Below are 514 nucleotides of genomic sequence, written 5' to 3' on the forward strand. Positions count from 1 at the left end.
CGGTGACGCTGCCGATCACGCCCTTGCCCATCGCGGCGGCCTTGCCGGAAAGGGACAGCTCGGCGTTGACGGTGCCCCGGGTTGTGCCGCCGGCCTCTTCCGTCAGGAGCAGAGTGACCGTGGCGTCGGCGGTGCCCTGGCCGCGGGTCTCCTGGGCTTTGCCGCCGAGCACGGCCCGGTGTTCGGCGGCGTTGCGCTCGATGACGTTGAGCAGCCCCTTGTACTGCATGTTGACCGGGCCCAGCTTCACCGTCATGCCCACTTGGTAGGCGTCGTCGGAAAGCTTGTTCAGGATCCTGGCGCCCGGGACGCAGCCGGCCACCCGTTCAAAGTCCATGATGGTGTCCCAGACGGTGTCGATCGGTGCGACGACCGAGAAAGTGCTGTCGATCTGCATTAGTTCCCTCTTCCCTTGAGTGATGACTGGCCGTCGCCGCGGATTGCGGCTGCCACCTCTGCCAAAGCCGAGTAGCTGTGCCCGCTGACGAAAGCGTCGCAGTATGGCAGGGCCGCC

1 protein-coding gene is annotated in these 514 nt (G+C 66.3%); it reads right to left on the minus strand.

Annotated features, from left to right (window positions below):
• The coding region (locus K789_RS0100715; protein ID WP_024365073.1) for an SRPBCC family protein at positions 1 to 397 on the minus strand (397 nt) is incomplete at its 3' end.
• Between the last annotated feature and the right edge of the window lie 117 nt (positions 398 to 514).

Origin of the sequence: Arthrobacter sp. TB 26 (assembly GCF_000427315.1) — a bacterium.
Taxonomy (GTDB): Bacteria; Actinomycetota; Actinomycetes; order Actinomycetales; family Micrococcaceae; genus Arthrobacter.